Origin of the sequence: Bradyrhizobium sp. Tv2a-2 (genome assembly GCF_000472425.1) — a bacterium.
GTDB lineage: Bacteria > Pseudomonadota > Alphaproteobacteria > Rhizobiales > Xanthobacteraceae > Bradyrhizobium.
In genome coordinates this window covers 675,040-701,763 of the sequence record NZ_AXAI01000001.1, presented here as the reverse complement: position 1 = coordinate 701,763, position 26,724 = coordinate 675,040, and the positions used below count along the sequence as shown (strand labels likewise).

The window sequence follows — 26,724 nt, the reverse complement described above, 5'->3', positions numbered from 1 at the left end:
CCATTTCAAGCCGCAACGATCGTCTTCTCGAGCAGGGGTTGCAGCTTCGCCGCCGGCACCGCGGGACTGAACAGGAATCCCTGCATCTGGCTGCAGCCGAGCTGGCGCAGGATCTCGCGTTGGGCCTCGGTCTCCACGCCTTCGGCCGTGGTCGACATCTGGCAGGCCGACGCCATGGTCACGACCGCCTGGACGATGGTCGAGGACCCGTCCGCGTCGCTGATGTCCTTCACAAAGCTGCGGTCGATCTTGATCTTGTCGAACGGGAAACGGCGCAGATAGCTCAGCGACGAATAGCCGGTGCCGAAATCGTCGAGCGCGATCCGGACGCCGAGATCGCGCAGTTGATGCAGGATGGTCAGCGCCTCGTCATCGTCACGGATCAGCACGGCTTCGGTGACCTCGATCTCGAGACGGTTCGGCGCCAACCCTGAGCTCTCCAGCGCGGTCGCCACGCGCAGCGCCAGCGTCTTGGACTTGAACTGGACGGGAGAGACATTGACCGCGAGCGTGACGTGGGCGGGCCAGGAGGCCGCCTCGGCGCAGGCGCGCCTGAGCACCCATTCGCCGATCTCGTTGATCAGCCCGGTCTCCTCGGCAACGGGGATGAACTCGGCTGGCGAGATCATGCCGCGCTCGGGATGGCGCCAGCGCAGCAGTGCCTCGCAGCCGGTTACGGTGTCCGTCACCAGGTCGACCAGCGGCTGGTAGTGAATGTCGAAATGGCCGCGCGCCAGCGCCTCGCGCAGATCGAGCTCCATCTGGCGGCGGGTGCGGAGCCGGGCGTCGAGCTCCGGCGTGAAGAAGCGATAGGTGCGGCGGCCGTCCGACTTGGCCGCATACATCGCAAGATCCGCATTCTTGAGCAGGTCCTCGATGCTGGCGCCATGGTCCGGCGCAATCGCGATGCCGATCGAGGCGTCGATCGGCAGCTCCTGGCCCTTGCAGGCGACGGGCGCCTGGAGCTTGAGCATGATCTCGTCCGCAAGCGCCGTCAGCGCGTCCCGCTCGCGCGTGCCCGCCTTGATGATCGCGAATTCGTCGCCGCCAAGCCGTGCCACAAGGTCATGCGCGCCGACGCAGCTGCGCAGCCTTGCTGCGACCTGCCGCAGCAGTTCGTCGCCGGCCTCGTGGCCAAGCGTGTCGTTCACGGTCTTGAACTCGTCGACATCGATATAGAAGATCGAAAACGGCTTGCCGTCGGCGAGCTCGGCGACACGCCGCTGGAGATGACCCCGCATCAAGACGCGATTGGGAAGATCGGTCAGCGCGTCATAATGCGCAAGATGCGCGATCCGCTCCTCGGCCTTGATGCGTTCGGTGACATCCTCATGGGTCGCGAGCCATCCGCCCGAGGCGACCGGGACGTTCCTGATCTCGACCAGACGGCCATCGGACGTCTCCACGATCGAGCAGTGCGAGCGATGGGTGTTCTCGATCACGGCGTCGCAATAGGCGTCGATGTCTCCAGTGAAGGAGCCGGTCTCCTGCCGATGCAGGAGCAGGTCGCGGAATTTGCAGCCGGGCTTCACCACGTCGGGCGACAGACCGTACATGTCGATATAGCCGCGGTTGCAGACGATGAGCCGCTCGTTGGCATCGAACAGCAGCAGTCCCTGCGTCATGTTGTTGATCGCGGAATCCAGCCGCTGCTTCTCGACACTGAGCCGCCGCGTCATCTGGCGGAAGATCAGGTAGAGCGTGATCACGATCAGCAGGATCGAGACGGCGGCGACTGCAACGAAGAATTTGGTCTGGGAGCGCCAGGTCGCGAGCGTCGCATCGAGGCTTCTGGTGGCGACGATCACCAGCGGCTCGGTCGTCAGCCTGCGCGAGGCAACCAGCCTGTCCTTGCCGTCCATCGGGCTGGTCAGCCGCGTCGTCACGTAGGGCTCATCGAACACCGACTTCTGGCCCGAAGGCCCTTTCCTGAAGTTCAGGCCGATCAGTGCTTCGGCATGCGGATATCGCGCCAGCAGCTGTCCGTTCTCGTGATGCATGGCCACGGCAGCTTCCGCGCCCAGGCCCGCGGACGCGAAAAAGCTTTCCAGCAGCTCGGGCGGAATCGCGCGCGCCACCAGCCCAAGGAATTCGCCATGCGGCCCCGAGACGCGCCGCGCAAACACGATCGCTTTCGCAGGCGAGAAGCGGCCGGCGACGACCTCAACCTCCTCGGCAAGGGCCGGATCGTTCTTGAGTCGCTTGAAATAGTCGCGGTCGGCGATGCGCACATCGGCGACCGGCCAGCGTTGCGTCGAGTTGATCAGCACGCCGTCGGCATCGAAGACGTTGGCGCCGGCGACGTCCGCCCAGCCGCTGGACTGCGCGCGAATGACCTCGTGAACGGCGAGCGTCGCCATCTCGCTGCGGAAGGCGTCGGGCGACTCGATGCCGTGGCTTTCCAGCTCGGCGATGATGCTGTTCTGCAGGACGGAGAAATCCTCGAACTGCCGGTCGAAGTGGCGCTGGAGCAGCAGCACGGCGCTCTCCAGTCCCTTGCTCCCTTCGGCGATCGCGTCCTGCCTGAAGCGCTCGACCGCAAGTCCGGTGCCGACGGCGATCGCCGTCATCAACACGAGACCGGCCACGATCAGCCAGGTCAGGGGCGAACGGCGCAAACCGTCGGCATAGGGGTACGGACCGTGCAAAGCACGGCGCGTCGGCTCCCCGTCTGTCGTGGTCATCGATCCCTCCCCCTCGCGCCGAATATGGCGGGGAAACGCCAAGGCTGAGTTAGCAAGGAGGGTTAGGGAACCATTAATCATTGGCTTGCTCTGGCCATGATAGTCGCCGGCAGCTCTTTTGCTGTGTTCTGGTTTCCCGTCCGGAACATCGCGTTTCAGACACCGTTATCCGGCCGACCCTTTTGGAGGAGGACCATATGAAGAAGCTTGTTCTTGGATGCCTGTCGGCTGCCGCTCTCGTCACGAGCGCCTATGCCGCCTCGACAACGATGAGTGCCGCGCCGTCGGAAAGCTGGACCGTCACGAACTACTACAAGCAGTCGGTCTACGACCCCAAGGAGACCAAGATCGGCGACATCGATGATGTGCTGGTCGACAAGGGCGGAAAGATCACCGGACTTGTCGTCGGTGTCGGCGGGTTCCTGGGCGCGGGCGAGAAGGATGTCATCGTTCCCTTCTCGGATGTGAAGACCACCAAGAAGAACGACAAATGGTGGCTGACGCTGGATGCGACCAAGGATGGCCTGAAAAACGCGCCCGGCTTCAAATACGACAAGGCGAGCACAGCCTGGGTGCCGGACAAGAAGTCCTGACGGGAAACCATTGCCTCTATCCTCGGCCGCGGTGCTGAACCGCGGCCGGAATTTTCAGCGCGCTGCGAGGCAGACTTTGCTAGTATCGCGGCGCTTTCATCATGGATTGGATCAGATATATGCGCAACATCGCTTTGATGCTTCTCGTCGTCCTGTCGCCAATATCTTCAGCCTTTGCCCAGGGTCATATGGGTTCGCCCGACGAGCAGCGCGCATGCTCTCACGATGCCTCACGCTTCTGCCGGAATGTGCTCGGCAACGACACGGCCGTCCAGCAGTGCCTGCAGCAGCACCGGGCGCGGCTGTCGAAGGCATGCAGCAGCGTGTTTCAGAGTCACGGCATGTAGGGAGAGGGCACGCCTCACCTTGACGAAATCTCGCTGCCGTCAGCGTTCAGACTGGAAAAGCGGCAAGATCAAACGGGCTCTCCCGCCGCCGAGAAATCCAGCGACGCGACGAGCGTGAGCGTTTTGCGCAGCACCGCCGCTTCCTTCGGTCCGAACGCGGTCTCGAAAATGTCCTGCGCGCGTTTCCAGGCTGCCTCGGATTCCGCGAGCCTTGCTTCGCCGCGCCGCGTGAGCCGGATGCGCTTGCTACGCCGGTCGTCAGGGTCGGCGGCGATTGCGATCAGGCCATCGCGCTGCAGCGGCTTCAGATTGTGGTTGAGCGCTGTGCGGTCCAGCACCAGGGCCGCTGCAAGTTCGCTCATGGTCGGCGAGCCCTCTCGCGCGACATTGACGAGAATAGCGCGCTGGGTGGCGCGCAGGCCGGATTCGGCGAGCATCGTGTCATAGAGCTGCGAGATATGCCGCGTCGCCTTGCGGAAGGCCGTGACATTGCAGCGGACCGTTTCTCTTTCCGTCATCCTTTGTTTCCATCAGCGTCCCGCCCAAGCCAAGCTTGACAATAGATGCATATACACTTAATAGCAATAGGTGCATATGCATCTAAATGGGATGGACAGGATGTCGGATGTCGAACTGGAAACCATGGATCTGCGCACCGGCAGTGCCTTCGCGCTGCAGCGCGGGGCGGCCACTCCCAACCAGGTCCTCGCGATCGTCTGTGTCGGCATCTGCCTTGCCAATCTCGATCTCTTCATCGTCAATGTCGGCCTGCCGAACATTGCGCGGGATTTTCGCGGCGCCTCGCTGGAGGACCTGTCCTGGGTGCTGAACGGCTACGCCATCGCCTATGCTGCGCTACTGGTGTTCTTCGGACGGCTGGTCGAGCGCTACAGGCGCAATGCGAGCTTCCTGCTCGGGGTCGCGCTGTTCACGGCGGCGTCGGCCGCCTGCGCCGCGGCGTTCAACGTCGAGACACTCGTCGCGTTTCGCGTGGTGCAGGCGGCAGGCGCGGCGCTGATGACGCCGACCTCGCTCGGACTGCTGCTCGCGTCCTTTGCTCCCGACCGCCGCGCCGGCGCTGTCCGAACATGGACCGCGATCGGCGGACTGGCCGCGGCGCTCGGCCCACTCGCCGGCGGGGTGCTGGTGACGATCAGCTGGCGCTGGATCTTCATCGTCAACGTACCCATCGGCCTGGTCGCGATCCTGATCGGATGGTGGAAGCTCCCGGAGGTGCCGGGTCATGACGTGCCGCGTCCGAATTCCTGGGCGGCGCTGCTGGTGACGCTCGGCATCGGCGCGCTGAGTTTTGGCATCGTGAAGGCCAGTGACTGGGGCTGGGCGTCGGCCGGCGTCATCGGCAGCTTCGCGGTTGCGCTTGTCACGCTCGTTGCATTCGTGCGCCACTGCGTCGGCTCAAAAAATCCCTTCGTAGATCCCGCGCTGTTCAAGGTGCGGGCGTTTACCGGCGCGTCGCTGGTGATGGCGCCTTATTCCGCGGGCTTCGGCGCGATGCTGCTTTCGGTTGCGCTGTGGGAGCAGACGGCATGGGGCTGGTCGGCGCTCAAGACCGGCCTTGCCATCGCGCCCGGACCACTCTGCGTGCCCATCACTTCGTTGTTGTTTGCCGGACGGCTGATCGCCCGGTTCGGCGCGGCCAGTGTGGTGACATCAGGCGTCATCCTGTTCGCGGGCGGCCTGATTGTCTGGGCGAGCATGATCGGCGTCGAGCCGGACATGCCGACGATCGTCGGCGGGCTGGTCCTTGTTGGCATCGGCGTCGGGCTGACCTTTCCAACCCTGATGGGCGTGAGCGCCGGTTCGCTGCCGCCGAACCTGTTCGCCACCGGCTCAGGCGTCGTCAACATGATCCGGCAGGCCGCGCTCGCGATCGGCGTGGCCCTGTTCGTCGCCATCATCGGCACCCCCGCCACCGTAAGCGAGCGCGTCGCCGCCTTCCATCGCGGCTGGTGGATCATGGCGGGCGTCGCCCTGCTGGGGCTCGTGCCGAACTATTTCTATATCAGGCGGCGGAGATAGCTCACGCCGGCGGTTCGCAAATGGAGCGAAGCGACGCGACCAGTGTTGCGGCCCACCTCTCCCCAGAGGGGAGAGGTCGGATCGCTCCCGGCGATGCGCAGCATCGTCCGGCGCGATCCGGGTGAGGGGCCGCGGCATGATCCAGAGACCGTAACCCCTCACCCGGATCGCATCTTGCGATGCGACCCGACCTCTCCCGATGGGAGAGGTGGACCCAGACTCCGACACCAACCTTCAATCAAAATTGCATCGTGCTTTTCAGGCCCCATCACGCCGCCGACAGCCGCACATGAAACTTGCTGCCGGTTGCCTCCGCATAGCGCAATAGCGTCTTCGTGCTCGGCAGCGTTTGACCGCTCTCAAGCCGGGCGATCGCGGATTGGCTGGTCCCCATGCGCGCAGCGAGATCGGCTTGCGAGAGACCTGCGCGCAGGCGAGCCCTAAGCAACTCCGCCGCGATTTCGAACTCCGGAGCGAGAGCGTCATATTCTGCTCTGACCTTAGGATTCGCCAGCAGGCGGGCTTTGAGCTTTTCGAACGGGATTGTCATGTGATTTCCTTTGCTCGCTGCAGGGCGATCTCAATCTCGGAGCGCGGAGTTTTTTGCGTCTTTTTCACGAACGCGCGAACCACGACCACATTTCGGTCAACCGCCGTGACATAGAGCGCTCGAGCAATTCCATCGCGACCCGTCAGCCGCAATTCCTACAGTTTCCCTTCCAGGTGCTTGACATGCGGCTCCCCCAGGCTCTCCAACCCGGTCGTTGTGATGCGCTCCGCAAGCCGCAGAAATCGCGCCTGCATATCGGCCGGAAGGGCGCCGATTTCCGCGGCGACCGCCTCGTTGAGGATTTCGACCCGCCAAACCACGTTCAGTCTGTATCTCATTTTTGAGATATAATCAAGCAGGCGTAGCCTGATGAGCAGGCGATTTTGGACGAATGGTGGGGTTCAAGCTCCGCTTATCGCCCTGCCCACGCTTCGCGGTCAAACAGGCGCCTTGCGCGCGCTATGCTTGCCAACTGATTTGCCCGGCGGGCGCCGCTCGCAAAAGCCCGTCAATCCCTCCGCTCAAAAATATTCCTGTTTTCCGAAATCTAAAATCAGCCGTATGCTCCGCCCCGTTCCGTTTCGGTCGGAGGGGCGTGTCGCCAACGTCACGAAACGTGAGACGGAATGCGATGGACGCGGCAGCGGCGCAAGGCGAGGCGACGTTGACCCGGCTTCGTTGGGCTTTCGGCAGTTGCGGGTTTTTAACCGCCGGATGTTCTGGTGAAGGCGTGCTGCGGACGGCGAAGTCGTGTGGTCCTGGCGCGCCCATGCAGGCGCCAAACTCGCGATGATGCTTGCGCATCACGCGGGTGACGGTGGCAAACGCTGGTTCACCGGGGAGAGTACGTATAAGCCGTAAACCATTGCGCAGGGAAGGCCGGAGTGTATCCGCCTGTACCTGTGGTTCACGCGCCCCGCATACTTTTTTCCGCGCGGGGCCCACGGGTGCAGCGGGCACCCGGCCTTCCCTGCGCCCTCTGCACATCGAGGGCCAACGAAAATGCAAAACTCGGACGCCGAGCGCGCCGCGAGAACATGGCTTGCTGGGTGACGTCACGCACGGGCAATGGTAATTCTGTAACAAGCGCGATAGAGAAGAGCTGACGCGTCCCTGCCGGATGCCGCTTGAAGATGTCTGGAGTTCTTGATGGCCGCTCCCAATGCTGGAGACGAACCGGGAGTGGTTGCCCAGCCCGTCGCCGCGCCGCTGTCGCGCGCTGCTGTTTTCCTTGTCGTCACCATCAATCCCGGTCCAGACAGCGAAGCGGCCGTGCGCGCGTTCTGCGCTGACCTCGCGGGCCTCATTCGCGCGGTCGAATTTCGCGATCTCGAAGCAGGCCTCTCCTGCGTGATGGGCATCGGCTCCGAGGCGTGGGACCGGCTGTTCGGCGAGCCGCGACCGGCCGAGCTCCATCCATTCCGCGAGTTCAAGGCCGGCGCGCGCCATGCGGTCGCGACGGCGGGCGACCTCCTGTTTCACATCCGCTCGAAGCGGATGGATCTGTGCTTCGAGATGGCGATGCAGATCATGGCGCGGCTGGGCACGGCGGTCACTGCGGTCGAGGAGGTCCATGGCTTCCGCTATTTCGATGACCGCGATCTGCTCGGCTTTGTCGATGGCACCGAGAATCCGCGCGGACAGGAGGTGATCGACGCTGCCATCATCGGCGAGGAGGATCCCGCCTTTGCCGGCGGCAGCTACGTGATCACGCAGAAATATGTGCATGACATGGACGGCTGGAACGCGCTGCCCACGGAGACGCAGGAGCGCATCATCGGGCGCACCAAGCTGGCCGACATCGAGCTCGACGATGCCGTCAAGCCGAGTTCGGCACACAACGCGCTCACCGTGATCACCGAGAATGGCGAGCAGCGCGATATCGTGCGCGACAATATGCCGTTCGGCCAGGTCGGCTCCGGCGAGTTCGGCACCTATTTCATCGGTTATTGCCGCACGCCGCGGGTGACCGAGCAGATGATCGAGAACATGTTCATCGGCAAGCCGCCCGGGAATTACGACCGGCTGCTCGATTTCAGCCGCCCGGTGACGGGAACGCTGTTCTTCGTGCCGTCGGCAACGTTCCTCGATTCGGTCACTGCCGACGGACAGCCGGCGGCAGCGCCCGCGGCTCCGACAACTGATTCCTCATCATCCGCGGGCAACAGTCCCGACGGCTCACTCGGCATCGGCTCGCTCAAAGGAGAACGCAATCATGAATAACCTTCACCGCGAGCTCGCCCCGATTTCGGACGCGGCGTGGGCGCAGATCGAGGAGGAGACCACGCGCACGCTGAAGCGCTATCTCGCGGGACGGCGTGTGGTCGATGTCGACGGGCCGGGCGGCGTCGGGCTTTCTGCCGTGGGGACCGGCCATCTCAAGACCATCGCGGCTCCCGGCGACGGCGTGCTCGCGCGCCAGCGCGAGGTGAGGGCGCTGGTCGAAGTGCGCGTTCCGTTCGAGTTGGATCGGCAGCAGATCGACGACGTCGAGCGCGGGTCGAACGATTCCGACTGGCAGCCGGCGAAGGACGCCGCGCAGAAGATTGCCTATGCCGAGGACCGCGCCATTTTCGAAGGCTATGCGGCGGCCGGTATCGGCGGCATCCGGCAGGGCACGAGCAATCCGATCATGACGCTGCCGGCCGATGTGCGCGAATATCCTGACGCGATTGCGCAGGCGCTGAGCAAGCTGCGCCTTGCCGGTGTCAACGGCCCGTATTCGGTCGTGCTCGGCGCTGCCGCCTATACGGCGCTCGCCGAGACCACCGACAACGGCTATCCGGTGCTCGATCACGTGAAGAAGCTCGTCAAGGACGACATCATCTGGGCGCCGGCGCTCGAAGGCGCCTTCGTGCTCACCACTCGCGGCGGCGATTTCGACCTGCAGATCGGCCAGGACGTCTCGATTGGCTATCTGAGCCATACCGACAGCGTCGTGCGCCTCTACCTGCAGGAGACATTCACCTTTTTCCTGCTCACCAGCGAAGCTTCAGTCGCGTTGTCGCCACCGGCCGCAACTCCGGCCAAGGGGAAGGGGTAAGAGCGGCGAAGCCCGCATAAACGAAGCGATACCCGGGAATCGTCTCGCCAATCATCCTGCATTCTCCCGCAACGGTGCGCGGCTCAGCTCGTTGCCGGCGGCGATCGCCTTGCGCAACAGACGCATCAGTTCCGCCGCTTCCGTCTCGGTCAGGCCACGCAGCATGGTCTGCTGGGCCGCTTCCACCGCCGGCGTGATTCTGCGCAGCGTTGTCCGGCCGGCGTCGGTGATCGTCAGCTCCCGCGCGCGGCGGTCGCGGCTACTGGTCTGGCGAAGCACGAGGCCCTTCTGCACCAGGCGATCGACGACGCCGGTGATGGTGGTGCGGTCATAGGCGATCTGGCCGGCCAACGTGATCTGGTCGATTGCCGGATTGGCTTTGATGGTCGCAAGTGCTGCGTATTGTACCGGCGTGAGGTCGAAGCCTGCGTCCTCGATCTCAGCCAGGAACACGGCCACCGCGATCTGCTGAAAGCGGCGGGCCAGATGGCCAGGCATCTCATTGGGTTCTCTCACCGAATCCTCCGAATCGCAATTTCTTGACAAGTATACTGATGATCAGTATGCTGATCAATAACGAATTCCAAAGCGGGAGGAGCAGTCGCATGCAGTTCCATCAGAACGGCTTCATGCCGGGCGATCCCACCATCGCCGACCCCGCCGACCGCTATTCGGCTCCTCGCGCGAGCGAGGCTCTGCCGCAGGAAGTCGATGTCCTCATCGTCGGCTGCGGGCCAGCCGGCCTGACGCTCGCCGCACAGCTCGCTGCATTCCCCGACATCAAGACCTGCATTGTCGAGCAGAAGCCCGGACGTTTGCTGGTCGGCCAGGCCGACGGCGTCGCCTGCCGCACCATGGAGATGTTCAACGCCTATGGCTTCAGCGAACGCGTGCTGAAAGAATCCTATTGGGTCAATGAGACGAGCTTCTGGAAGCCCGACGACAACAACAGCGACAATATCGTGCGCAGTGGCTGGGTGCAGGATGTCGAGGACGGCTTGTCGGAATTTCCGCATGTGATCCTGAACCAGGCGCGGGTGCACGACTGCTTCCTTGATGTCATGCGCCACGCGCCCGCCAGGCTGGAGCCGCATTATTCGCGACGCCTGCTCGATCTGCAGATCGATCCGGCCGCGCGCGTCGAGGATCACGCGGTGACTGTGCGGCTGGAGCGGATCGATCCCGAACATGAGGGGCAGGTCGAGACGGTAAGGGCGCGCTATGTGGTCGGCTGTGATGGCGCGCGCTCGACGGTGCGCAAGGCGATCGGCCGCGAGCTGCACGGCGATTCCGCCAATCACGCCTGGGGCGTGATGGATGTGCTCGCAGTCACCGATTTCCCCGATATCCGCTTCAAGGCGCTGATCCAGTCGGCGACCGAGGGCAGCCTGCTCATCATTCCGCGCGAGGGCGGTTACCTGGTCCGGCTCTATGTCGAGCTCGCCAAGCTCGAGATCGGCGAGCGCGTCGCCAACCGCAACATCACCTCGGACGAGGTGATCGCCAAGGCGCGGCGGATCTTCAAGCCTTATACGCTTGAGGTGAAGGAGATCGCCTGGTGGTCGGTCTACGAGATCGGCCAGCGGCTCACCGACAAGTTCGACGACGTGCCGGAAGCGGAGCTCGCAACGCGCCTGCCGCGTGTCTTCATAACTGGAGACGCCTGCCACACCCACAGCCCGAAAGCGGGGCAGGGCATGAACGTCTCCATGCAGGACGCTTTCAATCTCGGCTGGAAGCTGGCATCGGTGCTGCGCAAGCGCTGCGCGCCGCTGCTGCTCCATACCTACTCCGCGGAACGCCAGGCGGTTGCGAAGGAATTGATCGACTTCGATCGCGAATGGGCCGCGATCCTTGCATCAGACAAGGGCGCGGGTGAGGGGTTCGATCCCGCCGAGACCCAGCGCTATTTTGTCCAGCACGGCCGCTACACCGCGGGCACCGCGACGCATTACCGTCCATCGATGCTGACCGGCGAGTCAAAATACCAGCATCTGGCCAAGGGTCTCCCGATCGGCAAGCGTTTCCATTCGGCGCCTGTCATTCGTCTCGCGGATGGCAAGCCGCTGCACCTCGGCCACATTGCCGAAGCCGACGGGCGCTGGCGCATCTATGCCTTCGCAAGCAGCGGCGATCCTGCTTCGTCAGCATCGGCCATCCGCGGCTTATGCGACTTCCTCGCCGAGGGGCGGCAGTCGCCGGTGCGGCGCTACACGCCCGATGGAGCCGACATCGATTCCGTCATCGATGTCCGCGCCGTCTTCCAGCAGGCCCATCGCGAGCTTGCGATCGGCGCCATGCCAAGCTTCCTGCTGCCGCGCAAGGGACGTTACGGACTTCTCGATTACGAGAAGATGTTTTGCCCCGATCTAAAGGCCGGCCACGACATCTTCGCCACGCGCGGCATCGATCGTGACAAGGGGTGCATGATCGTGGTGCGGCCGGATCAATACGTCGCCCACGTGCTGTCGCTCGACGCGTATGCCGAGCTCGCGGCGTTCTTCGACGGCTTCATGGTGCGGCCTGAGGGCAAGTAGCTGCGCTCAAGAGTTCCAGGGCGAAAGCGCCGAAAGCACGCGCAAGGATTTCGACGCGCCAGCGAATCTGGTTTAAGCTCGCCGCGTCTTCGGGGCGGCCTGCAGGAAACGTCATGGGCTTTCTTACGCGGCGTGAAGCATTGTTGCGGACGATGGCGTGTGCGGCGGCGGGCGTGATCCCGCTCCGCGCTGGCTGCGCGTTTGCGGCGCCGCTGCAGGAACCCGTTCATGGCGCGGACATCGACCGCGCCCTGCGCGCCAAGGTCGAGGCTGGAGAAATCCCTGGCGTCGTTGCCATGGCGGCGAATGGCGAGCGGCGGCTGTACGAGGGCGCGTTCGGTTTCCGCAACATGACCGATGGCGCGCGGATGTCGACCGACACAGTGTTCCGTATCGCCTCGATGGTGAAGCTGCTCACCTCGGTTGCGGCGCTGCAGCTCGTCGAGCAGGGCAGGCTGCAGCTGGACGAGCCGGCCGCGAACATCGATCCGTCGCTTGCCACGGTCGAGGTGCTGACCGGTTTCGATCCAAAGGGCGTGCCGCGGCTTCGCGCCGCAAATCATCCGGTGACGCTGCGGCAATTGCTGTCGCACACGTCAGGCTTCAGCTACCCGCTGTGGGATGAGAATGTGGTGCGTTATTTGAAGGCCGCGCACCAGCACAGGGACCTGCCGCGGCGGCCGCTGTTGTTCGAGCCCGGCTCGCGCTGGGCCTATGGCGGCAGCCTCGACTATGTCGGCCGCATGGTGGAGATCGCAAGCGGACAAAATCTCGACCGCTATTTCCGCGATCACATCACGGGCCCCCTTGGCATGGATGACACCGGCTTTTCGCTGAACGAGAAGCAGCGGGCACGCGAGGCGAGCTTGCACGTGCGTGAGGCGAGCGGCCTGCTGGTGCCGCAGCCACTGGAGAAACAGGTGCCGCAGACCAGCTTTGCCGGTGGTGGCGGCATCTATTCCACCGCGTCGGATTATCTGACCCTGCTGCAGGTGCTGCTCAATGGCGGTAGCTTGCGCGGCGCCGGGATCCTGCAACCTAAGACCGTGGCGCTGATGGCCGAGAATCAGATCGGCAATCTCCAGGCTGGCCACATGAAGACCACCAATCCGGCACTGTCGAACGATGTGGATTTCTTCCCCGGCAAGCGCTTGCGCTGGGGGCTTGGCCACATGATCAACCTCGATCCCGTCACGGATGGCCGCAGGGCCGGCAGCCTGACCTGGGCCGGGCTGTTCAACACCTATTACTGGATCGATCCGACCATGGGACTGGCGGGCGTGATCATGATGCAGATATTGCCCTTCGCTGACGACCACGCGCTCTCGGCCTATAGGCATTTCGAGCGCGGCATCTGTCGCGCCGTGAAGCAGGCGTAAGGCCTCGTCAGTCCTGGACCGAGGCTATTCGCGCGGTCTACGGCTTGCCCCGCATCGCCGCGAGCCGCTTCAAGAACTCCCGCTGCGCTGCGTTGATCTTCTCCCTGGCGCTGACGAGAGCGAACCAGACGGCGCGATCGACTTCGGGAAAACTCTGGCGCTTGCCGCTTCGCGGTGGCCATTCGATCTCAAACGTGTTGCTGGTGATGGTCGTGACATCGACATCGAAAGCAGCGGCAAAAGCCGTGACCACTTTGCCTCCGCGTTGCCGGATTTCGCCGAGCGGTTCCAGCGCTGCGGAAAGCTCAACCCCAAGCTCTTCAGCAAACTCCCGCCGGGCGACGCCTTCCGGGCTTTCCCCCGCACCGTACTCGCCCTTGGGGATCGACCACGCGCCGTCGTCCTTGTTCGCCCAGTACGGCCCACCCGGATGCACCAGCAGGACCTCGAGCCGGCCCGCCTTCGTCCGATAGGCAAGAACGCCCGCGCTCTTGGCCGGCATGGCTCACTTCGCGCCTTCGGCCTTCGCGCGGCCCACAAGGTCGCGCTCCCAGCCGAACACGCTGCGTCCGTCGAGATCGGGAGAAGCCGCGCGCTCGGTGGCGACAAAGGCCTCGAAGGAGGGGCCCGTGGCGTTGCGCTCCAGCCGGCGCGCCTGGTCGTCAAGGCGCTTGATGGCGCCGAGTTCTTCGTCGCGGCCGAGCCTGGCGTTTTGAACCGCCGATTTGAGCATGCGGATGGTCTCGTCATAGACCTTGATCGGCACCGGGAAGGGATGCCGGTCCTTGCCGCCATGGGCCAATGAAAAACGCGCCGGATCCTGGAAGCGATAGGGCGCGCCGTGCACGACTTCGGCGACCATGGCGAGCGACCGCACCGTGCGTGCGCCGACGCCTGGGGTCAGCAGCAGATCGGCGAAATCGGCCGGCCCTTGAGTTTCTGCGGCGGCGAGCGTCGCGTGCAGGCGGCGCGCGAACACGTCCTTCGGCCTGACGTCATGATGCGCTGGCATCACGAGATGCGGCAGCAGTGCCTGGGCAGGCGGCTCGCCGGTCAGCGCCTCATATTCGGCGACAATGCGGTCCGGTCCGAGCCTGCTCAACAGCTCAAGCTGTGCGCCGCGCGAAACCTTGGCGCGGCGGTCGGTCAGATTGACGATCTCGCCCTTCGGCGGGCCGTCGATGGCGCTGTGCGGGGCGTCGACGAAATCGCGCAAATCCTGGGAGTGCCAGTGATAGCGGCGCGCTTGCCGCGCCTCGCCGTTCATGCCCTGCTGAACCACGGTCCATTTGCCGTCGTCGGTGACGAAGAAGCCGTGCAGATAGAGATCGAAGCCGTCCTGCACGGCGGCGCTGTCGACCTTGGCGACGAGACGGCTCGCCTGCGTCAGCTTCGCGCCGTCGAAGCCGATGCGCTCGGCAAGCAGCCGAAGCTCGTCCGGCGTCTTGCGCGAATGCTGGCCGCGTCCGCCGCAGACATGGATGCCGAGTTCGCCTGCGAGCGGTGTCAGCCCACGCTTCAGCGCGCCGATCACGCTGGTGGTGATGCCGGAGGAGTGCCAGTCCATCCCCATGACCGCGCCGAAGGATTGAAACCAGAAGGGATGCGCCAGCCGCTGCAGGAACTCCTCGCGCCCGTAATGATGCACGATCGCCTGCGTGATGATCGCGCCGAGCGAGGCCATGCGCGTGGCAAGCCAGGGTGGTACCCTGCCGGTATGGAGCGGAAGATCGGCGCTGCCGGTGCGTCGGGCCATGACGGCATCTGGCGCGGTTCGGCTTACGAAATCAAGGGCGGATCAATCGCGCTTCACGGCCGCGGGCTGAACGGCGCGCTTTCCAGCCGCGAAAGGTCGTTGGCCGCCGCGTGCCGCGGCGGGGTGGGCGGCGTGGGTCCGGCTCCGCCCTCAGCCGCGTCCGAGCCCTTCTTCTTGGCGTTCGCGGAACGACCAGCTTTCCCCGGATGCTTACCATGGGAGATGTCGGCGAAGGCGCGGTTGAAGCTGCGCGTACGGTCCAGCGTGGGTGGCCCGGGTGGCGGCGTGATATCAAGCGGGGGGCCGAGCGGCGGCAACGCACTATTGGTGGTCTCGGCTGGTGCGACCGCCGCGGGCGTAGCCGCCTCGGTCGACGCCATCGGCGTCGGTGCAGGCTGCTCCGGCACAGTGGCGACTTGGATCGGGGCGGGCTCGTCGGTTGCGAGCCCGGTGTCGGCGGCCGGCTCGGTGCTGGTCCACAACAGCGCAATCAGCGCCAGGCCGGCGATGGAAATGGCCGATGCGCCGGCAAGCGTCATCACCCAGGAGGCAAGCAGGTGGATTTTCCCGGCGCGAGCATTTTGGGCGGCATGTTCAGCATCCTCGGCCGCCTCGAGCCGGGCGAGCGCCAGCAGATGGTCGTAAACAGCGCGCTGCTCGCCATCGAGGAGGATATCCTGGGCCCGCATGATCTGACGGAATTTCTGCCCGGCATCGGGATCGCCAGGGTTAAGATCGGGATGTGTCCCCTTCACCGCCCGACGAAAGGCGGTCCGCAGACCATCGGCGTCGTCGCGCGGCAGTGCGCCGAGCAAATCGTAAAGCGTATCCATGGCCGTCCCGCGGGTCGGTCTACTCTTAACTTTCTCCGCACGAGAATTTCCGCCGAATTCGTGAGGAGTACCAAGCGCTAGCCTGGTAATAATTGTTTTTCAGCGGGGCAAAAGAATGACTGAATTGTGCGCAAGACAACCGATCCTGCCGCACTCCGGCCCCGCATGGGATCGGATAATGGGTCGGATTGATTGGCCCCGGCCGCCTCCCGTGGCGGCTGGGTAGATGGGGAAGGGTGAGATGAGGCCACTGACGAGCAAATCCGCTGCGCTTGCGCGCCTTTTTGGTGCGATTGCAGGCCTGTTTTGGCTGGTCTTGCTCAGCAGCGCCGCGCATGCGGAAGCTGCCTATTCCTTCGACGTCACCCCCGGCCGGCTGCCCAAGACCGTGGCGCCCGTTAACTATACGATCGAATTGATGCCTGACGTCAAGGAACTGACGGTCGCCGGCAACGAGGTCATCGACATCGAGGTGCGCGAGCCGACGGCGAAGCTCGTCCTGAACGCGGTCAGCATGACGCTTTCCGAGGCAATTGTCGACGATAAGGCGCATCCCGAGATCAGCCTCGATGCCGCGAGCGAGACCGCGACGCTGACCTTGCGCGAGCCGCTTGCGGCGGGCGCGCACCGGCTGCGCATCATCTTTGCCGCCAAGATCAATTCCTTTGCGCGCGGGCTTTATTATGCCGACTATCCGACCGCGCACGGCACCAGGCGCATGATCTCGAGCCATCTGGAGCCGTCGGATGCGCGCCGCATCTTCCCCTGCTGGGACGAGCCCGCCTTCAAGGCGACCTTTACGCTCACCGTGACGGTGCCCGCGAATTTTCTCGCGGTCGGCAACATGCCCATCATGCGCGAGGAGGCGGTCTCGGCCTCGCAGCGGCGCGTGAGCTTTGCGCCGACACCGAAGATGTCGAGCTATCTGTTTGTATTCACGACAGGTGAGCTGGAGCGCATCACGGCCAATGCGGGAGGCGTCACCGTCGGCGTGGTCACCACGTCAGGCAAGAGCGAGCAGGGCCGCTTTGCGCTTGAGAGTGCCGTGAAGCTGCTCGCCTTCTACAACGACTATTTCGGCATCCCCTATCCGCTGCCCAAGCTCGACCTGATCGCGGTGCCCGGCGGCTTCGGGGGCGCCATGGAGAACTGGGGCGGCATCACCTTCTTTGAAAGCAGGCTGCTGTTCGATCCCACGACCAGCGCCGATAGCGCTCGGCGCGGCATCTTCAGCATTCTGGCGCACGAGATGGCGCATCAATGGTTCGGCGATCTCGTCACCATGGGCTGGTGGGACAATCTCTGGCTCAATGAGGGCTTTGCGAGCTGGATGCAGGAGCGGGCGGCCGAGCATTTCTATCCGCAATGGAAGACCTGGCTCAACGGTTACGGCCAGAAGCAGCTTGCCATGGCGCTCGACGCACGCCGCACCTCGCATCCGATCCAGCAGCGGGTCAATGACGAGAGCGAGGCGATGACCGCCTTTGACGGCATCACCTACAACAAGGGGCAGGCCTTCATCCGCATGCTGGAGAATTATCTCGGCGAAAACGCCTTCCGCGATGGCCTGCGCCGTTATATGGCCGCGCATGCTTTTGGCAATGCGACGACCGCAGATCTCTGGCAGGCGCTGCAGGACGCGACCGGCAAGCCGGTGGCCTCGATCGCAGCGTCCTTCACCGAGCAGGACGGCGTGCCTCTGGTTGTTGCGGAAACCCGTTGCGCCGGCAAGTCCCAGCGCCTCACGTTGCAGCAGGAACGCTTTGCCATTGTGCCGGCGCGATCCGGCGGCGGCAATAACGAGGCAGGCCTGCCGCCGCGCAGCTGGCAGTTGCCAGTCAGGCTTGGCGTGGTGGGCGGAGCCGATGCCGAGACCATCCTGCTCAATGGCACCGCCGAACTCGCGGCCGGCGCCTGCGCCGCGCCGATCAAGGTCAATCTCGGCGATATCGGCTATTATCGCGTCGATTATGGCCCGAACGATCGCGCCGCGCTGGTCAAGGCGCTGCCGGCGATGACGCCGGAAGACCGGCTCAATGTCCTCGCCGACAGCTGGGCGCTGGTGCAGGCCGGCCGCACCGATGCGCCATCTTATCTCGCCTTGATCGGCAAGATCGCGCCCAACGATCAGCGGGCCGTCTGGGACCAGGTGATCGGCGTGCTCGGCCATCTCAACCGTCTTTCGCGCGACCGCAGCGAGCGTGCAGGCTTGCAGGCCTACGTGCGCGCCACCTTGCGTCCGGTGTTCGACCGGCTCGGCTGGGACGGCGCCAGCGCGCCCGACGATGACGATGCGCTGCTGCGCGCGAGCCTCATCCGCACCCTCGGCGATTTCGGCGATGACGACATCATCGCCGAGGCGAAGCGCCGCTTCGACCGCTTCCGGCAGGATCCGAACTCGCTTAGCCCCGCCTTGCGCGATCCCGTCATGCATGTGGTCGGCACGTCCGCGGACAAGCCGACCTACGAGGCGCTGCTGTCGCTGGCGCGCAAGGCCACCGCAACCAACGAGCGGCTGCGCTATTATTTCGCCGTCGCTAGTGCCCGCGACCCCGTGCTTGCGCGCGACACGCTGGCACTCACTCTTGCAGACGAACTGCCCAACACCATCGTCGGCGGGGTCATCTCGACGGTGGCGTCCACAGGCGAGCAGCCCGAGCTCGCCTGGGATTTTGTGCAGAAGCATTACGACGCGCTGCTGGCAAAGCTCGGCCCGTCGTTTCGCGATGCCTTCATCGCCAATCTGATGACCAATTTCAACGACGGCGCCCATGCCGCCGAGCTGCTTCAGTTCGCGCCTGCGCAGTCGACAAGCGGTGGCAAGGTAATGACGGCCCGTGCGGTTGAAACCATCGCCATCGCCGCCGACCTGAAGTCGCGCGCGCTGCCGGCCGTGGACGCCTGGATCAAGCAGCAGACCAGCGCACGGCCATGATGCCGGCTGCCCTTGTTCGGTGGGCGTGCGCGCCTAATTCTCGAAACCGACGAAGACCGTGGCTTCGGCGACAGATCTTCGCTCGGACACGACCGCATTCGCCGGGAAGCCTTCATCCGGCCAGCCCAGCGCAATACTTTTCATGATGACCTGATCGTCGGCTATTCCGGCGTGCTCACGCACCACCGGCGATTGCATGATGCCCTGGCTGTTGATCACGGCGCCCAGCCCTCGCGACCAGGCGGCGTTGACCAGGGCGGTTGCCACGGCCCCGCAATCGAAGGGCGTATCGTCGCTGCCGTCCAGCACGCGGTCATACGTGACGATCACACAGACCGGCGCGTCGAATTGGCGAAAGCCGCGCAGCACCCAGTCCTGGCGCAATTCCTTGTTGTCGCGCGCGATCCCCATTGCCGAGAACAATTGTTTGGCGACGGCAACCTGCCTGTCGCGGTGCTTGCCTGCGAAGGCCTGACCTGTGCGAAACTCGCGCGTCTGCGGCACGCCTGCCACCATCCGCTCCGTGTTGCCGGCGCGGATCCGATCCAGCGGCTCGCCGGTGACCACGTAGAAATTCCAGGGTTGGGTGTTCATCGATGACGGAGCGCGCATCGCCAAACCGATGATTTCCTCGATCAGTGCCCTGGGTACTGGATCAGGTTTGTAACCGCGGATGCTCCGGCGACCGAGAATGACGTCATCAAAGTGCATGTGTCTGGAATGTCCTGGATGTCGTGAAGGGGCTTTGATATTCGCGGTTTCCCGGCCTTCGTGCAAGGTGAACGCGAGGCTTGACGTAAGGCAGCTGCTAATCCAAGTGAGGCCATCTCGGCGCTGTTGCGAGATGTATCGCCTCGGAGCACCGGGATCTCGGGAGCGCATTGTAGAATGAGCACAGCAGAGTTGCGGGTTATCTACAGACCGGATGAAGACGGGACAGGCGAAATCGTCGCGACTGTGAAATCCGGCGCTTTCGCCGGGCAAGGATCCTGACGGAGTATGCGGCGGTCACTGGATTTGCCGAAAAGTTGGAAAAGTCTTGGATGGAGCAATGGACGAAGCTGTTCTGCAAGGTCGCACGAACTGAAGATGCCGATTGCAACAATCTTCGAGATGATGGCGCGTCCGCTTCGGGCCATCCTCGTCGATCTTGATATCTCTCAAGATGTCCGGTTAGTGGTTAACTCCGGAAATGCCGATTGTCCGGCGGCTGCTCATAAGTCAACGCCCTGCTCAGGATTGAAAGACGTTACCCGCATGCCCGACTTCCATGGTGTCTTTCCCTATCTTGTCTCGCCCGTCGATGCCGACGGTAAGGTGCGCGCCGATGTGCTCGGCAGGCTCTGCGACGATCTCATCGAGGCCGGCGTGCACGGGCTGACGCCGCTCGGCTCGACCGGAGAATTTGCCTATCTCAGCAGCGAGCAGCGCACGGCGGTCGTGAAGGCCACGATCGAGGCGGCGCAAAGCCGGGTGCCGGTTGTGGCCGGCGTGGTGTCGACGACGACCAGCGATGCGGTGGCGCAGGCGAAGGCCTACCAGAAGCTCGGCGCCAACGGCATTCTCGCGATCCTGGAGGCGTATTTTCCGCTCGCCGATGCGCAGGTGGAATCCTATTTTCGCGCGATCGCGGATGCTGTCGACATTCCGGTCGTGATCTACACCAATCCGCAATTCCAGCGTTCGGACCTCTCGCTCGACGTGATCGAGCGCCTCGCGGCCCATCCGCGCATCGGCTACATCAAGGATGCCTCGACCAACACCGGGCGGCTGCTGTCGATCATGAACCGCTGTGGCGACGATATCCGCGTGTTCTCGGCTTCCGCCCATATCCCGGCGGCGGTGATGCTGATCGGCGGGCTGGGCTGGATGGCAGGTCCCGCCTGCATCATCCCGCGGCAGAGCGTTGCGCTCTATGATCTCTGCCACCGCCAGCGCTGGGAGGAAGCGATGGTGCTCCAGCGCAAATTGTGGCGCGTCAACGAGGCATTCGCCCGCTATAATCTCGCTGCCTGTATCAAGGCTGGCCTTGCCATCCAAGGTTACGACGTCGGCGACCCCGTCCCGCCACAGGCCCCGCTGACGGCGGAGGCGCGCAAGGCGGTCGAGGCGGTGCTGCGGGATTTGGGCTGACGTTTCTTTGGGCACCGTCGTTCCGGGGCACGCGAAGCGTGAACCCGGAATCTCGAGATTCCGTGTTCGGTGCTTCGCACCGCCCCGGAATGACGGTGCCTGCGGTTGTCCGGAATGACGGTGGCAGCGGTTGTTTCGCGCTGCAAATCCGCTAAAACCCCGCCCAATCCTAAAAAGACTTGAGGACGTAACTGATGAATATTCTTCCCGGCAATTTGCGTTTCGGGGCGGGCCAGCCGGTCAAGCGTTTGGAAGATCAGAGACTGCTCACCGGGAAGGGACAGTTCATCGACGACAAGCCGGACGAGGGGACCTTGTGGCTGCATGTGCTGCGTTCGCCACATGCCCATGCCAGGATCGTGTCAATCGACACCAAGGCCGCGACCGACATGCCGGGCGTGGAAGCCGTGTTCACCGGCGCCGACCTGATCAAGGATGACACCGGCACCATTCCGACACTCGCGATCTTCAAGCGTCCGGACGGCACCCCGATGACGGTGCCGCCGCGGCGGCTGCTGGCACATGAGGTGGTGCGCTTCGCCGGCGAGTCGGTCGCAGCGGTGGTCGCAAGCTCGCGTGCGCTGGCGCAGGAAGCCGCCGAAGCAGTGGTCGTCGAATACGAAGAGCTGCCCGCGGTGGCCGATCCGGTCGCGGCGACCAAGCCGGGCGCGCCGGCGGTCTGGCCGGACGCGCCTGATAATATCGTTGCCGCCATGAGCTATGGCGATGCGGCCAGGGTAGAAGCGGCCTTCGCCAGCGCCGCGCATACGGTCTCGCTCGATCTCGTCAGCCAGCGCCTCGTGCCGTCGGCGATGGAGCCGCGCTCGACCATTGCCGAGGTCGACAAGAAAAGCGGCCGGCTCACGCTTTATGTGCAGTCGCAGACGCCGGGCTCGACCCGCGACGTGCTGGCGGAGGCGATCCTGAAGCGGCCGAAGGATTCGGTGCGCGTCCTGGTCGGCGATATCGGCGGCGGCTTTGGCCAGAAGACTAATGTCTACCCTGAAGACGGCATCGTCGCCTACGCCGCGGTGAAACTGGGCAAAAAGATTCGCTGGCGCGGCGACCGCACCGACGACTTCGTCGGCGGCACCCATGGCCGCGATCTCACCTCCACCGGCGAGTTCGCGCTCGACGAGAAGGGCAAGGTGCTGGCCTATCGCGTGCGCTCGATCGGCAGCACCGGCGCTTACATGTCGGGCGCGGCGAACATCATCCCGCTGGTGCTCGGGCCCTTCGTGCAGACCGGCGTTTACGACCTGCCGCTGGTGCATTTCGAGATCAAGACGGTAATGACCAACACCGCGCCCGTCGGCGCCTATCGCGGCGCCGGCCGGCCGGAAGCCGTGTTCATTGTCGAGCGCCTGTTCGACGCGGCCGCACGCAAGATCGGCATGGACCCGCGCGCGATCCGCAAAGTGAATTACATCAAGCCGGCGCAGCTGCCCTACACCAACGCCGTCGGCCAGGTTTACGACAGCGGCGCGTTCGCCCACATGCTCGACCGCGCCTCAAAGCTTGCCGATTGGGATGGCTTCAACGCCCGCAAGCGTGCGGCGAAGAAGAAGGGCCTCCTCTACGGCCGCGGCCTCACCAGCTACATCGAATGGACGGGCGGTCGCGCGCACACCGAGAAGGTTTCGCTGCACGCCACCGCCGAAGGCCGCGTCATCCTGCATTCCGGCACCATGGCGATGGGGCAGGGTCTGCAGACCACCTACACCCAGATGATTTCGGAATCGCTCGGCATTCCCCTCGACAGGATCGACGTGGTGCAGGGCGACACCGATCTTGCCACCGGCTTCGGCAGCGTCGGCTCGCGCTCGCTGTTCGTCGGCGGCACGGCGGTCGCTGTTTCCACCAACGACATGATGCAGAAGGCGCGCGAGAAGGCCTCCAACTTGCTGGAGACGTCGGTCGAGGACATCGAATATCGCGACGGCTTCCTCACCGTGGTCGGCACCGACCGCCGCATCAGCCTGTTCGACATTGCAAAGAAAGAGAATGGCGCTAAACTTTCGGTCGACAGCGAGGGCGAGGTCGACGGCCCGAGCTGGCCGAACGGCACGCATATCTGCGAAGTCGAGATCGACCCTGAAACGGGCGAGAGCCGGGTGGTGCGCTACACCACGGTCGACGATGTCGGCATTGCGGTGAACCCGATGCTGGTCACCGGTCAGATCCACGGCGGCGTCGCGCAGGGCATTGGACAGGCCCTCTATGAGGGCGTGGCCTACGACGCGGAGGGCCAGCTCCTCACCGCGACCTATCAGGACTACTGCATCCCACGCGCGGCCGACATGCCGCCAATCGTGGTGACGCTCGACGACTCCGCGCCGTGCCGTACCAATCCCTTGGGCTCCAAGGGCTGCGGTGAATCCGGCGCCATCGGCGGCCCGCCCTGCATCACCAACGGCGTGATGGATGCACTCTCCGAGCTCGGTATCGCCCAGCTCAACACACCGCTGACCCCGCAGAAGGTGTGGAAGGCAATTCAGGAGGCGAAGGCAGGCGTGGTCTAACAACGCCGGCGTCCCGGCCAGGCGAGCGCGGGGCCGGGACCCATAACCCAGGGCGTGGTTGTCACGAAGAACAACGACTACCGATGCCCATGGAACGCGCGGTATGGGTCCCGGCTTTCGCCGGGACGACAGGGAGAATCCGGCCCAAAATTGCCGCCGATAGCGCTTTTTCGTCGCTTACCTGAGAATCCCTTTCTGGTAGATTCGAAGGCATCGTACCGGGAGGTTTCGATGCGCAAATTATTCACGATGTTCGCGGCGCTTGCCACCTTGAGCCTCACCAATTGCGGCTACAACGCCATCCAGAGCCAGGACGAGCAGATAAAGTCGAGCTGGTCGGAGGTGGTCAATCAGTATCAGCGCCGCGCCGATCTCGTGCCCAACCTCGTCAACTCGGTGAAAGGCTTCACGCAGCAGGAACAGGACGTGCTGCTCGGGGTCACCAATGCGCGGGCCAAAGTCGGCAGCATCCAGGCGACTCCGGAGGTGCTCAACGATCCCGCCGCGTTCCAGAAATTCCAGCAGGCCCAGGGCGAGCTGAGCAGTGCGCTCTCGAGGCTGCTCGTCGTCACCGAAAACTATCCGCAGCTCAAATCGGACGCGCTGTTCCGCGACCTGATGGCGCAGCTCGAAGGCACCGAAAACCGCATCACGGTGGCGCGCAACCGCTACATCAGGGCGGTGCAGGACTTCAACACCACCATCCGCTCCTTCCCGACCAACCTCACCGCGATGGCGTTCGGCTACAAGGCGAGGCCGAATTTCACGGTCGACAACGAGAAGGAGATTTCGAGCGCGCCCAAGGTCGACTTCAATCGGCCGGCCGCGCCGGCGCCGGCCAAGTAGCCGGGCCGCCAAAAATCGGACCGGCCGCGATGCGCGCGACAAGGACCATCTTGCTTGCACTGCTGTTGTGCTGGGCCGGCGCGGCCGCGGCTGACGTCCCGGTGCCGCCGCTGACCGGCCGCGTGGTCGACCAGACCGGTACGCTCCCGGCAAGCGACATCGCTTCGCTCACGCAAAAGCTTCAGGACCTCGAGCGGCGCAAGGGCAGCCAGGTCGCGGTCCTGATCGTGCCGACGACGCAGCCGGAAACGATCGAACAGTTCTCGATCCGCGTCGCGGATGCCTGGAAGATCGGGCGACGACGGATCGACGACGGCGCGTTGCTCGTCGTCGCCAAGAACGACCGCCATCTGCGCATCGAGGTCGGCTACGGGCTCGAAGGCAGCCTCACTGACCTCACTACCAAGCGGATCATCGATGAAGCCATCACGCCGAAATTCCGGGCCGGCGATTTCGCCGGCGGCATCTCCGCCGGCGTCGACCGGATGGTCCGCCTGATCGACGGCGAAGAGCTCCCGGCGCCGGAGCCGTCCCATTGGCAGAATACGGGCGGCGGACAATCTTTCGATCTATTCAATCCGTTCGTTCTCATCTTCGGATTCATGATCGCGGGCGTCCTGCGGAGCGCGCTGGGAAGGATGGTTGGTTCCGTGGCGACCGGCGGCCTGGCCGGATTTCTGGTCTGGCTGTTCGTCGGCTCGCTGGCCGCGTCGGCCCTGGTCGGGGTCGCCGTGTTCGTTTTCGCCTTGATGTTCGGCGGCCTTTCGCCGTTCATCGGCGCGGGTCCGGTCGGCTGGTCCGGCGGCCGTTACTCGGGAGGCCGTGGCGGCTTCAGCCGCGGCGGGTTTTCCGGCGGCGGCGGCGGTTTCGGGGGTGGCGGCGCGTCGGGAAGCTGGTAGGCTCGAACAACCATGGGCATCAAGCGCATCGGCAAGCACCTGGTCGTGCACCATTGGCAGGCGCGGCGCGTCTTCAACCGGTCCGTGCTGGCGCGTATCGAGCAGGCCATTGCGGCGGGCGAGGCGACGCATTCGGGGCAGATGCGTTTCGCGGTCGAGGGTGCGCTGGACGGCGCGGCGCTGTTACGCGACCAGACGGCACGCGAGCGGGCACTGGACGTCTTCTCGCATCTGCGGATATGGGACACCGAGCTTAACAACGGCGTCCTGATCTATCTTCTGTTCGCCGATCACAGGGTCGAGATCGTCGCCGACCGCGGCATCGACATCCATGTCGGGCACGCGGGCTGGGAAAACATCTGCCACGACATGGAAGCGGAGTTTCGCCGCGGCCAGTTCGAGGCCGGCGTGGTCAAGGGCATCGAAGCGGTCTCGCAGGAACTCGCAAAACATTTCCCGCCGCAAGCGCCGCGTCCCAACGAGCTGCCGGATGTGCCGGTCGTGATATAGGGGCGGGGTGCGAAAGCGCTACCTGTTGAGCGCGACATCCCTGAACGCGGCGACCAGCGGCTTTTCCAGCTTCCCGTGCATGCCCTTCAGAATGCCGTAGGCATCCTCGCGTGACATCGGCGACCGATAGCGCCGATTCTCGATCAGGGCAGCGAAAATATCCGAAATGGTGAGAATGCGGACGATGTCGGCAATACGGCCATTGCTCAGGCCGTCGGGATATCCGCTGCCGTCGAGATATTCGTGGTGATGCCGCACGGCATCAAGAATTTCAGGGCTGACCTGGTTGTTGTTCTTGAGCACCTCATAGCCGGCGACGGGATGAGTTTCGATCAGCGCGCGTTCGTGGTCGTCGAGCTTTCCGGGCTTGTCGAGAATCTCGAGCGGGATCTTGGCCTTGCCGACATCGTGAAACATCGCGGCCGAATAGAGCCGTTCGATGTCGGCCTTCGTAACGCCGAGGCTGAGACCAAAATCGACGGCGATGCCCGTCACCAGCAGGCAGTGCTGATACGTGCCCTCGTGGTGACGGCGAACGGTGGTGAGCCAGTCGGCAAGCCCCGTTTCGGCAATCGAGTCGGCGATATGGCTGCCGGCGCTTCTGGCGCTCTGGATGTCGATCGGCAGCCCGGTTGCGACCGCGGTGAACATCGAGGCAAGCGCGGCTTCGCCCACGGCGGCTGCGACCTGAGACCCTTGCCCCTGGCCTGCCGCGGCTTCGCCGCCGGCAACGGGCTCGCTCAGCTCTGCGAACAGCGTGGTTCGATCAAGCGGGCCCAGCAACACACGTGTCGCGCCGAGCGCGTAGGCTTGGCTGACATGCAGATGCGCCGTGGCGTCGACCAGAAAGACGCGCTTTCTCACCTTGCTCAAGGCGCGAATGATCTTCTTCAGCGCATGGATGTTTTCGAGCGTGCGCAGGTCCGCCCTGATGACGAGCGCCGTGACATCGCCGCGCTGCACGCTCGCTCCGCGGAGCAGCTCGGACGTGACCGCGAATCTCGGTTCGAGCAGCTTGCGAACCGAAACCAGCTTCGCGGGATCATCGGCAACAACGTGAACCGGCATCAGCGCGGATGGCCTGTTTGATCGTCGCGGCGTGCGGGCACGCGTCGTC

24 protein-coding genes are annotated in these 26,724 nt (G+C 64.3%); 13 read left to right on the top strand and 11 right to left on the bottom strand.

Annotated elements, in window-relative coordinates; genetic code table 11:
* Positions 1 to 5 precede the first annotated feature (5 nt).
* Complete coding sequence (locus tag A3AI_RS0103375; protein WP_024514224.1) at positions 6 to 2,684, bottom strand: bifunctional diguanylate cyclase/phosphodiesterase; 2,679 nt, start codon at positions 2,682 to 2,684, stop codon at positions 6 to 8.
* Positions 2,685 to 2,881: 197 nt separating this feature from the next.
* Here A3AI_RS0103375 and A3AI_RS0103370 point away from each other — a divergent pair, with 197 nt between their 5' ends.
* A complete protein-coding gene (locus A3AI_RS0103370; protein WP_024514223.1) occupies positions 2,882 to 3,277 on the top strand; it encodes a PRC-barrel domain-containing protein in 396 nt (131 codons plus the stop codon).
* Positions 3,278 to 3,396: 119 nt separating this feature from the next.
* Positions 3,397 to 3,624 (top strand): hypothetical protein, encoded by a 228-nt coding sequence (locus A3AI_RS0103365; protein WP_024514222.1) that lies wholly within the window; start codon positions 3,397 to 3,399, stop codon positions 3,622 to 3,624.
* Positions 3,625 to 3,692: 68 nt separating this feature from the next.
* Here A3AI_RS0103365 and A3AI_RS0103360 read toward each other — a convergent pair whose 3' ends face one another.
* Positions 3,693 to 4,142 (bottom strand): MarR family winged helix-turn-helix transcriptional regulator, encoded by a 450-nt coding sequence (locus tag A3AI_RS0103360; RefSeq protein WP_024514221.1) that lies wholly within the window; start codon positions 4,140 to 4,142, stop codon positions 3,693 to 3,695.
* A 100-nt stretch (positions 4,143 to 4,242) separates the two neighbouring features.
* Here A3AI_RS0103360 and A3AI_RS0103355 point away from each other — a divergent pair, with 100 nt between their 5' ends.
* A complete protein-coding gene (locus tag A3AI_RS0103355; protein WP_024514220.1) occupies positions 4,243 to 5,664 on the top strand; it encodes an MFS transporter in 1,422 nt (473 codons plus the stop codon).
* Between the two features lie 268 nt (positions 5,665 to 5,932).
* Here A3AI_RS0103355 and A3AI_RS0103350 read toward each other — a convergent pair whose 3' ends face one another.
* The 3 genes from A3AI_RS0103350 to A3AI_RS49180 are packed head-to-tail and all read right to left on the bottom strand — an operon-like array spanning position 5,933 to position 6,552.
* Entirely contained in the window at positions 5,933 to 6,214 is a 282-nt protein-coding gene (locus A3AI_RS0103350; protein WP_024514219.1) for a helix-turn-helix domain-containing protein, read from the bottom strand.
* Positions 6,211 to 6,366, bottom strand: coding sequence for a type II toxin-antitoxin system RelE/ParE family toxin (locus A3AI_RS49185; RefSeq protein ID WP_245286813.1), 156 nt, complete (start codon positions 6,364 to 6,366; stop codon positions 6,211 to 6,213). Before A3AI_RS49185 ends, A3AI_RS0103350 begins: the two co-directional genes overlap by 4 nt.
* A 3-nt stretch (positions 6,367 to 6,369) precedes the next feature.
* Positions 6,370 to 6,552: a type II toxin-antitoxin system RelE/ParE family toxin gene (locus tag A3AI_RS49180; protein ID WP_245286812.1), complete on the bottom strand. Its 183-nt coding sequence runs from the start codon at positions 6,550 to 6,552 to the stop codon at positions 6,370 to 6,372.
* Positions 6,553 to 7,363: 811 nt separating this feature from the next.
* On the opposite strand from A3AI_RS49180, the gene A3AI_RS0103340 reads away from it, so the two are divergent.
* Together A3AI_RS0103340 and A3AI_RS0103335 are read left to right on the top strand one after the other, a co-directional pair.
* Positions 7,364 to 8,437 (top strand): Dyp-type peroxidase, encoded by a 1,074-nt coding sequence (locus A3AI_RS0103340; RefSeq protein WP_024514218.1) that lies wholly within the window; start codon positions 7,364 to 7,366, stop codon positions 8,435 to 8,437.
* Positions 8,430 to 9,257, top strand: coding sequence for a family 1 encapsulin nanocompartment shell protein (locus A3AI_RS0103335; protein WP_024514217.1), 828 nt, complete (start codon positions 8,430 to 8,432; stop codon positions 9,255 to 9,257). Before A3AI_RS0103340 ends, A3AI_RS0103335 begins: the two co-directional genes overlap by 8 nt.
* A 51-nt stretch (positions 9,258 to 9,308) precedes the next feature.
* Here A3AI_RS0103335 and A3AI_RS0103330 read toward each other — a convergent pair whose 3' ends face one another.
* The gene (locus A3AI_RS0103330) at positions 9,309 to 9,755 is read right to left on the bottom strand and encodes a MarR family winged helix-turn-helix transcriptional regulator (RefSeq protein ID WP_502685726.1); all 447 of its coding nucleotides are present in this window, start codon (positions 9,753 to 9,755) and stop codon (positions 9,309 to 9,311) included.
* 107 nt (positions 9,756 to 9,862) lie between these two features.
* On the opposite strand from A3AI_RS0103330, the gene A3AI_RS0103325 reads away from it, so the two are divergent.
* A complete protein-coding gene (locus A3AI_RS0103325; RefSeq protein WP_024514215.1) occupies positions 9,863 to 11,794 on the top strand; it encodes an FAD-binding monooxygenase in 1,932 nt (643 codons plus the stop codon).
* A 113-nt stretch (positions 11,795 to 11,907) separates the two neighbouring features.
* Complete coding sequence (locus A3AI_RS0103320; RefSeq protein ID WP_051382269.1) at positions 11,908 to 13,173, top strand: serine hydrolase domain-containing protein; 1,266 nt, start codon at positions 11,908 to 11,910, stop codon at positions 13,171 to 13,173.
* Positions 13,174 to 13,210: 37 nt separating this feature from the next.
* On the opposite strand, the gene A3AI_RS0103315 is transcribed toward A3AI_RS0103320, so the two are convergent.
* The 3 genes from A3AI_RS0103315 to A3AI_RS45060 are packed head-to-tail and all read right to left on the bottom strand — an operon-like array spanning position 13,211 to position 15,762.
* The gene (locus tag A3AI_RS0103315) at positions 13,211 to 13,675 is read right to left on the bottom strand and encodes an NUDIX hydrolase (RefSeq protein ID WP_024514213.1); all 465 of its coding nucleotides are present in this window, start codon (positions 13,673 to 13,675) and stop codon (positions 13,211 to 13,213) included.
* Positions 13,676 to 13,678: 3 nt separating this feature from the next.
* Positions 13,679 to 14,929 (bottom strand): DUF763 domain-containing protein, encoded by a 1,251-nt coding sequence (locus tag A3AI_RS0103310; protein WP_024514212.1) that lies wholly within the window; start codon positions 14,927 to 14,929, stop codon positions 13,679 to 13,681.
* Positions 14,930 to 14,982: 53 nt separating this feature from the next.
* Positions 14,983 to 15,762: a J domain-containing protein gene (locus tag A3AI_RS45060; RefSeq protein ID WP_024514211.1), complete on the bottom strand. Its 780-nt coding sequence runs from the start codon at positions 15,760 to 15,762 to the stop codon at positions 14,983 to 14,985.
* A gap of 241 nt (positions 15,763 to 16,003) precedes the next feature.
* On the opposite strand from A3AI_RS45060, the gene A3AI_RS0103300 reads away from it, so the two are divergent.
* Positions 16,004 to 18,697 carry a M1 family metallopeptidase gene (locus tag A3AI_RS0103300; RefSeq protein WP_024514210.1) on the top strand — a complete coding sequence of 898 codons (2,694 nt, stop codon included), beginning with the start codon at positions 16,004 to 16,006 and terminating at the stop codon, positions 18,695 to 18,697.
* 33 nt (positions 18,698 to 18,730) lie between these two features.
* Here the strand turns inward: A3AI_RS0103300 and A3AI_RS0103295 are convergent, their stop codons facing one another.
* A complete protein-coding gene (locus A3AI_RS0103295) occupies positions 18,731 to 19,408 on the bottom strand; it encodes a nitroreductase (RefSeq protein WP_024514209.1) in 678 nt (225 codons plus the stop codon).
* A 546-nt stretch (positions 19,409 to 19,954) separates the two neighbouring features.
* Here A3AI_RS0103295 and A3AI_RS0103290 point away from each other — a divergent pair.
* The 5 genes from A3AI_RS0103290 to A3AI_RS0103270 all read left to right on the top strand — a co-directional run bounded on the left by A3AI_RS0103290 (position 19,955) and on the right by A3AI_RS0103270 (position 25,607).
* Complete coding sequence (locus A3AI_RS0103290; RefSeq protein WP_024514208.1) at positions 19,955 to 20,830, top strand: dihydrodipicolinate synthase family protein; 876 nt, start codon at positions 19,955 to 19,957, stop codon at positions 20,828 to 20,830.
* Positions 20,831 to 21,024: 194 nt separating this feature from the next.
* Positions 21,025 to 23,352 carry a xanthine dehydrogenase family protein molybdopterin-binding subunit gene (locus A3AI_RS0103285; RefSeq protein WP_024514207.1) on the top strand — a complete coding sequence of 776 codons (2,328 nt, stop codon included), beginning with the start codon at positions 21,025 to 21,027 and terminating at the stop codon, positions 23,350 to 23,352.
* Between the two features lie 231 nt (positions 23,353 to 23,583).
* On the top strand, positions 23,584 to 24,198 hold the full coding sequence (locus A3AI_RS0103280; RefSeq protein WP_024514206.1) for a LemA family protein: 615 nt from the start codon (positions 23,584 to 23,586) through the stop codon (positions 24,196 to 24,198).
* Between the two features lie 29 nt (positions 24,199 to 24,227).
* On the top strand, positions 24,228 to 25,097 hold the full coding sequence (locus tag A3AI_RS0103275) for a TPM domain-containing protein (RefSeq protein WP_024514205.1): 870 nt from the start codon (positions 24,228 to 24,230) through the stop codon (positions 25,095 to 25,097).
* Between the two features lie 12 nt (positions 25,098 to 25,109).
* Positions 25,110 to 25,607, top strand: a complete 498-nt coding sequence (locus tag A3AI_RS0103270; protein WP_024514204.1) for a TPM domain-containing protein — start codon at positions 25,110 to 25,112, stop codon at positions 25,605 to 25,607.
* 18 nt (positions 25,608 to 25,625) lie between these two features.
* On the opposite strand, the gene A3AI_RS0103265 is transcribed toward A3AI_RS0103270, so the two are convergent.
* Positions 25,626 to 26,675, bottom strand: coding sequence for an HD-GYP domain-containing protein (locus A3AI_RS0103265; protein ID WP_024514203.1), 1,050 nt, complete (start codon positions 26,673 to 26,675; stop codon positions 25,626 to 25,628).
* Positions 26,676 to 26,724 lie beyond the last annotated feature (49 nt).

Coding starts and splice junctions, on each gene's coding strand:
- A3AI_RS0103375 (WP_024514224.1), bottom strand. CDS start 2,684: ATGACCACGACAGACGGGGAGCCGACGCGCCGTGCTTTGCACGGTCCG.
- A3AI_RS0103370 (WP_024514223.1), top strand. CDS start 2,882: ATGAAGAAGCTTGTTCTTGGATGCCTGTCGGCTGCCGCTCTCGTCACG.
- A3AI_RS0103365 (WP_024514222.1), top strand. CDS start 3,397: ATGCGCAACATCGCTTTGATGCTTCTCGTCGTCCTGTCGCCAATATCT.
- A3AI_RS0103360 (WP_024514221.1), bottom strand. CDS start 4,142: ATGACGGAAAGAGAAACGGTCCGCTGCAATGTCACGGCCTTCCGCAAG.
- A3AI_RS0103355 (WP_024514220.1), top strand. CDS start 4,243: ATGTCGGATGTCGAACTGGAAACCATGGATCTGCGCACCGGCAGTGCC.
- A3AI_RS0103350 (WP_024514219.1), bottom strand. CDS start 6,214: ATGACAATCCCGTTCGAAAAGCTCAAAGCCCGCCTGCTGGCGAATCCT.
- A3AI_RS49180 (WP_245286812.1), bottom strand. CDS start 6,552: ATGAGATACAGACTGAACGTGGTTTGGCGGGTCGAAATCCTCAACGAG.
- A3AI_RS0103340 (WP_024514218.1), top strand. CDS start 7,364: ATGGCCGCTCCCAATGCTGGAGACGAACCGGGAGTGGTTGCCCAGCCC.
- A3AI_RS0103335 (WP_024514217.1), top strand. CDS start 8,430: ATGAATAACCTTCACCGCGAGCTCGCCCCGATTTCGGACGCGGCGTGG.
- A3AI_RS0103330 (WP_502685726.1), bottom strand. CDS start 9,755: ATGCCTGGCCATCTGGCCCGCCGCTTTCAGCAGATCGCGGTGGCCGTG.
- A3AI_RS0103325 (WP_024514215.1), top strand. CDS start 9,863: ATGCAGTTCCATCAGAACGGCTTCATGCCGGGCGATCCCACCATCGCC.
- A3AI_RS0103320 (WP_051382269.1), top strand. CDS start 11,908: ATGGGCTTTCTTACGCGGCGTGAAGCATTGTTGCGGACGATGGCGTGT.
- A3AI_RS0103315 (WP_024514213.1), bottom strand. CDS start 13,675: ATGCCGGCCAAGAGCGCGGGCGTTCTTGCCTATCGGACGAAGGCGGGC.
- A3AI_RS0103310 (WP_024514212.1), bottom strand. CDS start 14,929: ATGGCCCGACGCACCGGCAGCGCCGATCTTCCGCTCCATACCGGCAGG.
- A3AI_RS45060 (WP_024514211.1), bottom strand. CDS start 15,762: ATGGATACGCTTTACGATTTGCTCGGCGCACTGCCGCGCGACGACGCC.
- A3AI_RS0103300 (WP_024514210.1), top strand. CDS start 16,004: ATGAGGCCACTGACGAGCAAATCCGCTGCGCTTGCGCGCCTTTTTGGT.
- A3AI_RS0103295 (WP_024514209.1), bottom strand. CDS start 19,408: ATGCACTTTGATGACGTCATTCTCGGTCGCCGGAGCATCCGCGGTTAC.
- A3AI_RS0103290 (WP_024514208.1), top strand. CDS start 19,955: ATGCCCGACTTCCATGGTGTCTTTCCCTATCTTGTCTCGCCCGTCGAT.
- A3AI_RS0103285 (WP_024514207.1), top strand. CDS start 21,025: ATGAATATTCTTCCCGGCAATTTGCGTTTCGGGGCGGGCCAGCCGGTC.
- A3AI_RS0103280 (WP_024514206.1), top strand. CDS start 23,584: ATGCGCAAATTATTCACGATGTTCGCGGCGCTTGCCACCTTGAGCCTC.
- A3AI_RS0103275 (WP_024514205.1), top strand. CDS start 24,228: ATGCGCGCGACAAGGACCATCTTGCTTGCACTGCTGTTGTGCTGGGCC.
- A3AI_RS0103270 (WP_024514204.1), top strand. CDS start 25,110: ATGGGCATCAAGCGCATCGGCAAGCACCTGGTCGTGCACCATTGGCAG.
- A3AI_RS0103265 (WP_024514203.1), bottom strand. CDS start 26,675: ATGCCGGTTCACGTTGTTGCCGATGATCCCGCGAAGCTGGTTTCGGTT.